At 39.8% G+C, this 10,189-nt stretch carries 8 protein-coding genes; 2 read left to right on the top strand and 6 right to left on the bottom strand.

The genetic code is table 11. The annotated features are described in order from the left end of the window. Window positions 1-76: 76 nt before the first annotated feature. From malT to uriH, 6 genes are all read right to left on the bottom strand, one after another. Window positions 77-2,794: an HTH-type transcriptional regulator MalT gene (malT, locus tag C5N92_RS08215; protein WP_111750367.1), complete on the bottom strand. Its 2,718-nt coding sequence runs from the start codon at window positions 2,792-2,794 to the stop codon at window positions 77-79. A 101-nt stretch (window positions 2,795-2,895) separates the two neighbouring features. Then, window positions 2,896-3,780, bottom strand: coding sequence for an N-acetylmannosamine kinase (locus C5N92_RS08210; protein ID WP_111750366.1), 885 nt, complete (start codon window positions 3,778-3,780; stop codon window positions 2,896-2,898). A gap of 1 nt (window position 3,781) precedes the next feature. After that, the gene (locus C5N92_RS08205) at window positions 3,782-4,477 is read right to left on the bottom strand and encodes an N-acetylmannosamine-6-phosphate 2-epimerase (protein ID WP_111750365.1); all 696 of its coding nucleotides are present in this window, start codon (window positions 4,475-4,477) and stop codon (window positions 3,782-3,784) included. A gap of 176 nt (window positions 4,478-4,653) precedes the next feature. Further along, window positions 4,654-5,565 carry a pseudouridine-5'-phosphate glycosidase gene (locus C5N92_RS08200; RefSeq protein ID WP_111750364.1) on the bottom strand — a complete coding sequence of 304 codons (912 nt, stop codon included), beginning with the start codon at window positions 5,563-5,565 and terminating at the stop codon, window positions 4,654-4,656. After that, the gene (locus C5N92_RS08195; protein WP_111750363.1) at window positions 5,558-6,661 is read right to left on the bottom strand and encodes a carbohydrate kinase; all 1,104 of its coding nucleotides are present in this window, start codon (window positions 6,659-6,661) and stop codon (window positions 5,558-5,560) included. Before C5N92_RS08195 ends, C5N92_RS08200 begins: the two co-directional genes overlap by 8 nt. Before the next feature lie 184 nt (window positions 6,662-6,845). Further along, the gene (gene uriH, locus C5N92_RS08190) at window positions 6,846-7,772 is read right to left on the bottom strand and encodes a uridine-preferring nucleoside hydrolase UriH (RefSeq protein ID WP_111750362.1); all 927 of its coding nucleotides are present in this window, start codon (window positions 7,770-7,772) and stop codon (window positions 6,846-6,848) included. Between the two features lie 261 nt (window positions 7,773-8,033). Here uriH and C5N92_RS08185 point away from each other — a divergent pair, with 261 nt between their 5' ends. Together C5N92_RS08185 and deoC are read left to right on the top strand one after the other, a co-directional pair. After that, window positions 8,034-9,293, top strand: a complete 1,260-nt coding sequence (locus C5N92_RS08185) for a NupC/NupG family nucleoside CNT transporter (protein WP_111750361.1) — start codon at window positions 8,034-8,036, stop codon at window positions 9,291-9,293. 108 nt (window positions 9,294-9,401) lie between these two features. After that, a complete protein-coding gene (gene deoC / locus C5N92_RS08180; RefSeq protein ID WP_111750360.1) occupies window positions 9,402-10,181 on the top strand; it encodes a deoxyribose-phosphate aldolase in 780 nt (259 codons plus the stop codon). Window positions 10,182-10,189: the final 8 nt, after the last annotated feature.

The raw sequence follows: 10,189 nt of genomic DNA, 5'->3' as shown, positions 1-10,189 counted from the left end.
AAAAATAAACATTAGCAACAATTTTGTCCACATGGCATAGTTTTTGACGGTTCAGCAACAATTTTGTCTACTATGCCTAATTATATCCCATCATTCTTAATAAACTTCTCGTATATTCAATGGCTTCTGCACGATTTGCTACCCCTATTTTTTGATAAAGGTTACGAATATGCGTTTTAATGGTTGTCATCGCCACGACTAGCTCTTGAGAAATCTGTTCATTACTGTATCCAGAATAAATAAGTCCAAGGACTTGCCATTCACGTTGTGTTAGCGGGCTAATTTTTAACAACTCTGGCACTTGTGGATTTTCTAATAAATTTTTTACGAACTCTTCATCAAAATGAGCGGTTTTATGGCGATTATGTTGATTAATACTGCGTAAAATAAATTGTGCTTTATGTGTCGATAGCTCTTCTAACACATTGAGTTGTAATAAATGACGAATCTGCTGTGCCATGAGATCACCTTCAATCACAAAAGCACTAATAAAATTCGTTTGTTGACTTAAGTTAAGTGCTTGAATCAGATCTCGTTGAGCAAGATCTTGTTTACCTTGAAGATAATAAACACGGTTTCGTAAAATTAAAGCTCTTTGGCTATCACTCACTAAATTAAAAATAGCCGTTGTCCGTAGTAGACTGTTTAAGATTCGCAAAGCTTGCTCATAATCTTCCTGTAGCAAATAACAACGCGCAATATTACGCCATTGACGTTGAGTAAAATGATTATGCTCTTGGCTAGGAAAGCTCGTTTGAGCTAACCATCCTTCTAAATGTTCGGTATTATTACTCATCTGCCAATAGATTAATTGGAGCTCATTTAAAGCAGTTACCCAATCTTTATGCGGAGAACTACGAGAAAGTAAGGTCCTACATTGTTCAATCAAACGTTCTGCATTATTTAAATCACCTTTTGTCAGTGATATTTTAGCGAGCAATGCTAAACTTTGAATACGTTCTTCTTCCTTTTCTAATACATCGATACCTGCATTTGCCATGGCTTCTGCTTGATCAAGATGATGCCATTCCCAAAGGATTTGCCCTTTTAAACGTAATAAAAACTCATTCATTGGGATTTGGTGAAAGTCTTCCGTTTGTAGTGTTGTTTCTTTCAGTAAGTCATAGGCTGATTGCCAAAACCCTTGAGCAGAAAGAATTTCTGACTGCTGTAATTTAGACCAAAGCCAATGATGATAAGCTCGCTGACTTGTTGCCATCTTTTCGACTTTTTGCATTAAAGAAAGCGATTCTTTCAAATAACCACGGCAATGTTGTGCTTCTCCGATAACAGATGTGGCGACAATTTGAGCATAACCAAATTCATCGGATAAATTTGCTAGCGCCTGATTTGCTAAGAGATAGGCTTGCTCCTCATCCCCTGCGTTAATAGCAACTTGAGCTCGAAGTGCATCAAATCTGCCTTGCAGGCTCTCTGTAAGCGGTGACTTTGGCTGAAATTTTTGCAAAATACCCGTAACTTCTTGATGGCGATGTTGGCTTTGAGCCAACCATGCTTTAAGCAGGACTAAATTTTCATCTTGCCATACTTGTTCTGAAGGTAAATGCTCTAAACAATCTTCTAATAATTTTAGCTGTCCTTGATGAAACAAACTCCAACCATGATCTTGTAAAATTTGATACAAGGTTGCAGGATTATCTAGCATTTGGGCATGATAGAGAGCTTCTGAGCCATAACCTAACTTGAGCCACGTCATTGATGCTATTTGATGTAGTTGCTGCCATTCATTTGGAAGCTCTAAACGACAGCTTTGTGCAAGGTATCCTGCTAAAATAGGATGAAATTTCCACCAAATTTCACCGTCATCTAACATCATTCTATTAATAAACAAACCATGTTTCTCTAATTCATCAAGGCGTTTTACACTGTTTTCTTCATTCGTTAGTGCAATGACCAATTTTTCATTCATGGAACGTAAAATTGAGCAACGTTGCATAAAAAGCTTGATTTCAGGCTCAACATAGTGGAAAACTTCTTCATTAAGGTAGTCGGCAATATGTTGTTGGTTTAATTTTGCGAGTAATTTTTCAGGGAAATCTAATAGATCAGCATTTTGTTTGATCGCCAACGTAACCAGTTGTAGCGCTGTTGCCCAACCTTCTACACGTTCACACAAGGCGAAGATCACATCATCGTTTAATGTTTGATTTAGTTTTTGTTCAAAAAATTGACGTGTTTCTGTAGGCGTGAATGCCAGCTGATGAACATCAATTTCTAATAATTTCTCATGAATACGTAAATTGGTAATACTTAACGGTGGTGTTAAGCGAGACAATAAAACCAAGCTCATATTATCAGGTTGATGCTTTAACCAAAAACGTAATGCTTCATGAATTTCAGGATTTTCGATGAGATGGTAATCATCAATAATAAGGTAAAAATGACGAGATACATTGTCTAATAGGACTAACAGCTGTCCAAAAAAGTCAATTAAGTTATTTTTATAAGCAACGTCTTGAAGTGAAATACCCGTTGCTCTTGCTAATGCTGATGAAAAATAGTGGCAAAATTGCTCTGCATTGTTATCGCTTTCATCAAGAGAAAACCATGCTACTTGTTCTTTTTTTGCCAATAGACGTTCTTTCCATTGGGAAACTAATGTGGTTTTTCCATAACCAGCTGGTGCAATCACAACGGTTAACGGATAGTGTACGGCAGTTGCAAGTTTCTTCAATAGCTCATTACGTTCAATATGTTGATTAGATGAGCGTGTTGTTTGTGTTGATTTACTCGAAATGAGTTTGGTGGGAATTAGCTTTGTTACAACTTGCATTTTACCTCCTAATCCATAAGAGAGAAGAATTGTAACAAACTTTACTACAAAATAAATAGGATCTCAGTTTTTCATACTCAGATCCTATTTAAATCAAAAAATTATTGGTTTTCGTTCTCCGCCCACCACGCAGCTCCGATCAAACCCGCATCTTGCGCATAGAAAGCAGGAATAACCTCAGGGCGATAAATCTCAGGCATCTCTGCAAGAAATTGCTCCACTTTGGCTAAATAGCCTTGAGCCAAACCAACGCTGCCGCCAACGGCAACACGTTGAATATCTAAGCTGATTTTAAGGTCAGCAATTAAGTGAGCAATGGCTTTTGCTGATTTTTCGACTAAAGCGACCGCTTGTGGCTCCCCTGCTCGAAAGCGTTCAAACACTTCAGGCGGATCGCAAGGGTTTTCCCATTTTGCTGCTTCTCGTGCAATCGCTCGTCCTGCAGCAACGGCTTCGACACAGCCGACTCGTCCACAGCCACAGACTTCACCATTCGGATCTGCCAAACTATGCCCGATATGCCCTGCCACGCCATTTGTCCCTGTAAAGAGTTTTCGGTTAAGAATAATACCGCCACCGACGCCTGTTGAAACGGTGATGAATGCAAAATTCTCAATGTTCTCTTGACGTAAAAATTCGGCACAACCAGCCGCTTGTGCGTCATTTAATAGGGTGATCGGCTTGTCAGTATGTTTGGCAATGCTCTGTTCAAGGGGGAAAAACGCCAAATTGCCGAGATTTTTCGGGTTCAAGGCGGTGAGAATACCATTTTGAATAATCCCCGTTGACGCCACTGAAACCTTATCAAATTTCCCTTGAAACTGTGTCAAAATTTGAGCTAACGCCGAATCTAAAGCTTCCGCACTCGGATTTTGTGGCGTATGAATTTGGGTACGTTCACACACCTCCGACTCTTTGCCCGTTAAGGTTACAAGGGCGGCAGCAATTTTAGTTCCGCCCACATCAATGGCTAAACAAGCGGTCATTTTAGGCTCCTGTTTTGCGATTATCGATTGCGGTGACGAACCAGCTGACAATATGCTCTAAACGGGTTAAAGCTGAGCCAACGGTTACGGCATAAGCTCCGTTCTCAATCGCTACAGCCGCAAGTTCAGGGGTGTTGTAACGCCCTTCCGCCATTACTCGACAGCCACTTGCCACTAAATCTCTTACTAATTGCAGATCAGGCTCGTCAGGCACTTCGCCCCCAGTATAGCCCGACATGGTGCTACCAATTAGATCCACGCCTAACTCTTGGCAATACATACCCTCTTGGTAGTTTGAGCAGTCCGCCATTGACATTGCCCCTAGCTCTTGAATACGTCTTGCACAGGCTTCAATGGTGGTTGGACGCACACGATCTGTGCCGTCGAAAGCAATAATATCGGCTCCAGCGTGGTATAAATCATCAATATCTTGCAAGAATGGCGTGATACGCACTGGGCTATCAGGCAAATCACGCTTAACAATACCCACAATCGGCACATCCACCACCGCTCTCACCGCTTTTAAATTTTCAATTCCTTCGATTCGTAATCCTGCTGCACCGCCAATCACAGATGCTTTTGCCATCGCTGCCACAATTTCAGGTGAATCCATTGGACCATCATCGACAGGCTGACAAGAAGCAATTAAGCCATGTTTTAATTGGTCTAAAATTTGTTGTTTGGTTAATCTCGACATAAAAACTCCATTGGCATTAAGCAAAAAGAAAATTTGCTCCAAAGAATAATCCTATAAATAAAGTAACGCAATCAATAGCATAAAAAAGTGAGAAGTAGATCAAATTTTTTATGGAATTAAAAAGAAAGCGGTAAGTTTTTTCACAAAACTTACCGCTTGTATTCAATGAATGGAGTTTAACGATTGAAATATTCTACTGCTAAACGAGCACCGACTTTTGCGTTGTTTTTCACGAGTTTGATGTTTGCTTCTAAGCTCTTACCCTCGGTCATTTCAACGATTTTACCGAGTAAGAACGGGGTAATATCTTTGCCGATAATGCCTTTTTCTTCTGCTTCTTTCACGGCAGCGTCAATAATGCCGTTGATGTAGCTTGGGGCTAATTCATCTTCTTGTGGGATTGGGTTTGCAACCACTACGCCACCTTCTAAGCCAAGTTGCCATTTTACTTTAATCATATCGGCAATTTCTGTTAAGGTTTCGCTAGAAAGAGCAAGCGGTAAGCCACTGTCACGGGTAAAGAACGCTGGTAGATTTTTGGTTTGATAGCCAACGACTGGCACGCCTTTGGTTTCTAAGTATTCAAGGGTTGCATCTAAATCAAGGATCGATTTTGCCCCAGCACAGATCACCGCTACACTGGTTTGCGCTAATTCATCAAGGTCTGCAGAAATATCAAGGGTGGTTTCCCAGCCTTTATGTACGCCGCCTAATCCGCCTGTTACAAAGAATTTAATGCCCGCTAAAGCCGCACAAATCATTGTTGATGCAACGGTCGTTGCCCCTAATTTTTTGGTTGCAACAATTTGTGGTAAATCACGGCGAGAGACTTTAGCGATCCCTTTGCTACTGCCGAAAAGTTCTAATTCATCATCGGATAAACCAATGCGGATTTTGCCGTCAATAATGGCAATAGTCGCAGGCACCGCCCCGTTATCACGGATAATCTGTTCAACTTCTCTTGCCATTGCCACGTTTTGCGGGTAAGGCATACCGTGAGAAATAATCGTGGATTCAAGGGCAACAATCGGTAGCCCCTTTTCCATACCACGTTGTACTTCATCAGATAAAATCAGGTAATTATTCATAATAATGCTCCATTTCGGTTTCTAATTGAGATTGGGTTAAATTTGGTCGAACAGTAAATTCAGACTGAATTGTATGATAAGCGTTGGTTAATCCTGCCAAGACAGCTTTGTCTTGCTCATAGGCATTGAGCCACGCATAAATAAAGGCACCACTAAAGGCATCGCCTGCCCCTGTAACATCAACGATCTGGCTCGGCTCAATTTGTCGGACAGAGTGCCAAGTTAATCCGTCTTTTGAAGCATTTAAAATCGCTTTTGAGCCTGATGTAAGCACCACTTGCTCGACACCTTGTGCCATTAAACGTGTGACGGCATCTTCTACTTTGGCATCAGAATCTAACACTTGGTTAAAATAAGCCGCCACTTCGCCTTTGTTGATAATTAAACAGCTCACACCTTGTAAGTCTTGCGGTAAACGGTCCATTTTAGGTTCTGACACCGCAATTAAAATCAAGGGAATACCATGTCCTTTTGCACTTTTACACAGATATTCGATCGTCGACTTTGGACAGTTGAGATCTGCTACAATACAACGTGCACTTTTAATAAGTGTTGCATATCTATTCAATGCTTTAGGAGTCAAATTGTCATAAATTGACATATCTGCCAATCCTAAATACATCTCACCATCTTTATCAAGCAATGCGGTATAACAACCCGTAGATTGTCCCTCTACCGTAATAACATTGTTCATATCCATAAATTCGGACGAAAATGACTTAATTCGCTCCCATTCTGGATCATTACCTACGGTCGAAATAAAGTTAACTCGTTGCCCTAACCTTCCTAAATTTTCAGCAACATTACGAGCGACACCACCGATAGTTGTGATGGAATTAACAGGATTGGATGTATATCTTTTGAGCTCATGGTAGGTTTTAATTTTTTTATCGACATTTGCTGCGCCAATACAAAGAATAGCATTTCTCTCATTTAATACATACGCTTTACCAAGTAGGTACTCTCGTTTAATTAAAGAAGAAATAATATTAGCAACGGCTGAACGCGAAAGCCCTATATAGTCTGCAAGATCTTGTTGAGAAATAAAGGGATTTTGACGAATGAGTTCTAGAATAATTTTTTCATTGTTGTTCATAGCGATCTTTCTCACATAAGGGACAAATGTTTTTATTGATGGACATTTGTTTGATTATATTAGTTTTTTATGAAAAAAGATCAATCTTTTTCCCACAAATTTGTGAACTAAATCACAAAATAAGAAAAGCTGATCGTAAAATAAAATCAGCTTTTCAAAGAGAAAGGGAATAAAAAATAGGATATTAAAGTCGCTTTATCGCATCAATAATTAAGTCCCAAAAACGCTCTCGATCAAGCACTTTGGCAACATAGGTATTACACTCTTTCGGCGGGTAACGGAAATCGGTAACGGTCATACCTAAGGTATGAGTGCCCGTTAGCTCAATGTTTACGGGGACTTTTTGTGTCTCAATTAAAGTTGGATCAATCACATAAGCCACAGCACAAGGATCATGAACAGGCGGATAATCAAAGCCTTGAGCCTGTTTATACATCTTGCCGAAGAAATCTAGCAGTTCAACGACGAATTGAGCAGGTTTTGAACCGATAGCAGCAATACGCTCAACCACATCAGGCGTTGCAAGGGCTTGGTGGGTAAGATCTAACCCAACCATTGTCACTTTCCAACCGGCATTAAATACGATGTGAGCGGCTTCAGGGTCAATTTTGATATTAAATTCAGCAACAGCACTCCAGTTACCCGTGTGATAACCACCGCCCATTAACACCACTTCTTTGACTCGCTCAATAATTCTTGGTTCTAAGCGTGCAGCCAAAGCAATATTCGTTAATCCACCCGTTGGTACTAAAGTGATTGTTTTTTCAGGATGACTCATAATTAAGTCAATAATCAGCTGAACCGCATGTTTCTCTTCATGTTGTAAGCGTGGCTCTGGAAGTACTGGACCATCTAAACCCGAATCGCCATGAATACTTGGTGCCACTTCAACTTCTCTGACTAGTGGTCTCACCGCCCCTTTGGCAAAAGGTACTCCCTTTATATTTGCAATCTCAGCAATAGCAAGCGCATTTCGAGAGACTTTATCTAAAGTTTGATTACCAACTACGGTTGTTACAGCAAGTAAATCAATGTCAGGATTTCCATAAGCTAACAACATTGCTATAGCATCATCATGACCAGGATCGCAATCAAGAATAATCTTATGCATATAAATTCCCTACTTATTGAGTAAAATATGTAAAGATAAACTACTCTATTTACTTAGCCTTATAAAGTTAGTCAAATTTAAAATGAGATATAGCTCACATTTTTGGCAGTATAGCGATTACTTTTTATTACTTTGCCTTTTTTTAGTACAAAAAAGTAAAGATATTCTGTTGAAAAGTTGCTATATTGTGCCACCTTTTATTTTAGTAAGTAAATTTCATACATTTATTTACGAATTTCATCTTCTTTCTGGAGGCTTCTTATGGGTACTTTAAATAGCTTATTAGGTATTTTTGTACTATTAGCTATCGCTTTCTTGTTATCGAATAACAAAAAAGCCATCAACTATCGCACAGTTTTAGGTGCGTTAGCTTTACAAATAGGGATTGCGGCACTTATTCTTTACGTTCCTGTTGGACGTGATGCATTAGGGGCAATGGCTAATGGCGTTGCAAAAGTCATTAGTTATGGTAATGAAGGGGTCGCTTTCTTATTTGGCGGTCTCGTCAGTGATAAAATGTTTGAAGTCTTTGGTGGAGGCGGTTTCGTCTTTGCATTCAAAGTACTCCCTATCATTGTTTTCTTCTCTGCATTAATTTCATTGCTTTACTATATTGGCGTAATGCAATGGGTTATCAAAATTATTGGTGGTGGTTTACAGAAAGCCCTTGGCACATCTCAAGCAGAATCTATGTCTGCTGCTGCAAATATCTTCGTTGGTCAAACAGAAGCACCATTAGTGGTGAAACCTTACATTAGCAAAATGACTGAATCAGAACTTTTTGCGGTAATGTGTGGTGGTTTAGCGTCTATCGCAGGTTCTGTAATGGCGGGTTACGCAGGCATGGGCGTTCCACTTACCTACCTAATCGCAGCATCATTTATGGCTGCACCTGCAGGCTTATTATTTGCTAAAATTCTTATTCCACAAACAGAAAAATTCAATGATAGCATTGAAGATGTTGAATTAGAAAAACCAGCTAACGTACTTGATGCAGCGGCAGCAGGTGCAAGCTCAGGTATGTACTTAGCATTAAACGTCGGTGCAATGTTAATTGCCTTTATCGCTTTAATTGCATTAATTAACGGTGTATTAGGTGGTATCGGTGGTTGGATTGGCTACGAAGGCTTAAACTTAGGTCAAATTCTTGGTTGGGTATTTAAACCATTAGCATGGGCAATCGGTGTGCCATGGAATGAAGCTGAAGTAGCGGGTCAAATGATTGGTTTAAAATTAGCAATCAATGAATTCGTTGGCTATTTAGAATTTGCTAAATATTTAGGCCCTGAAGCACCAATGGCGCTTACAGACAAAACTAAAGCAATCATTACCTTCGCATTATGTGGCTTCGCAAACTTTAGTTCTATTGCAATCTTAATCGGTGGTTTAGGTTCTATGGCACCAAATCGTCGTGGTGATGTTGCGCGTTTAGGTTTAAAAGCAGTACTTGCAGGTTCTCTTGCTAACTTAATGAGTGCTGCAATTGCAGGTCTATTCATTGGAATTGGTGGAGCTGTTTAACCCCTAATTCTTATAGATTCAACACCACAGGCAACTGTGGTGTTGTCGTTTATAGCGAAGTTAAACGATTGCGTTTTTTCTTCCAATTAAGAAAAAAAGGAAATTAACATGAGCTTAAAACAAGTTGCACAAAAAGCCTTATCTTTAATGGATTTAACCACATTAAATGATAATGATACGGACGAAAAAGTGATAACATTATGCCAGCAAGGAAACACGCCATTTGGCTCTCCTGCTGCGGTTTGTGTTTATCCACGTTTTGTACCCATTGCTCGTAAAACATTGGCGGCACAAGGCACTACACAAGTAAAAATTGCGACCGTCACCAATTTTCCACACGGCAATGATGATATTGAAATTGCTGTGGCAGAAACAAAAGCTGCTGTTGCTTATGGTGCAGACGAAGTGGATGTAGTTTTCCCTTACCGTGCATTAATGGCTGGCAATGAACAAGTGGGCTTTGAATTAGTCAAACAGTGTAAAGCGGTCTGTTCTGCACAAAAAATTGCATTAAAAGTTATTATTGAAACTGGGGAATTAAAAACTACCGAACTTATCCGCAAAGCGAGCGAAATTTCAATCAATGCTGGAGCGGATTTCATCAAAACATCAACAGGGAAAGTGCCTGTTAATGCAACCCTTGAATCTGCACGTATTATGCTTGAAACTATTCGTGATCTTGGCGTTGCTGATCGTGTTGGATTTAAAGCGGCTGGCGGTGTAAAAACCACTGAAGAAGCAGAACAATATCTTGCTTTAGCAACAGAGATTTTAGGACACGATTGGATTAACCAAGACCATTTCCGTTTTGGTGCATCAAGTTTATTAGCAAATCTGCTTGCAACATTAAATAATGAGCAAGCGAATCAACATGTAACGGGATACTAATCCCAAAA

The sequence above is a fragment of the Glaesserella australis genome (genome assembly GCF_003260095.1).
Lineage (GTDB): Bacteria > Pseudomonadota > Gammaproteobacteria > Enterobacterales > Pasteurellaceae > Glaesserella > Glaesserella australis.
The sequence above is the reverse complement of the archived record's forward strand: the minus strand, read 5'-3'. Positions and strand labels throughout refer to the sequence as shown.

What these genes read in the sequence shown, in the direction of transcription:
- C5N92_RS08205 (WP_111750365.1), bottom strand. Translation starts at nt 4,477, where the DNA reads ATGTCGAGATTAACCAAACAACAAATTTTAGACCAATTAAAACATGGC.
- C5N92_RS08195 (WP_111750363.1), bottom strand. Translation starts at nt 6,661, where the DNA reads ATGAACAACAATGAAAAAATTATTCTAGAACTCATTCGTCAAAATCCC.
- C5N92_RS08185 (WP_111750361.1), top strand. Translation starts at nt 8,034, where the DNA reads ATGGGTACTTTAAATAGCTTATTAGGTATTTTTGTACTATTAGCTATC.
- deoC (WP_111750360.1), top strand. Translation starts at nt 9,402, where the DNA reads ATGAGCTTAAAACAAGTTGCACAAAAAGCCTTATCTTTAATGGATTTA.
- malT (WP_111750367.1), bottom strand. Translation starts at nt 2,794, where the DNA reads ATGCAAGTTGTAACAAAGCTAATTCCCACCAAACTCATTTCGAGTAAA.
- C5N92_RS08200 (WP_111750364.1), bottom strand. Translation starts at nt 5,565, where the DNA reads ATGAATAATTACCTGATTTTATCTGATGAAGTACAACGTGGTATGGAA.
- C5N92_RS08210 (WP_111750366.1), bottom strand. Translation starts at nt 3,780, where the DNA reads ATGACCGCTTGTTTAGCCATTGATGTGGGCGGAACTAAAATTGCTGCC.
- uriH (WP_111750362.1), bottom strand. Translation starts at nt 7,772, where the DNA reads ATGCATAAGATTATTCTTGATTGCGATCCTGGTCATGATGATGCTATA.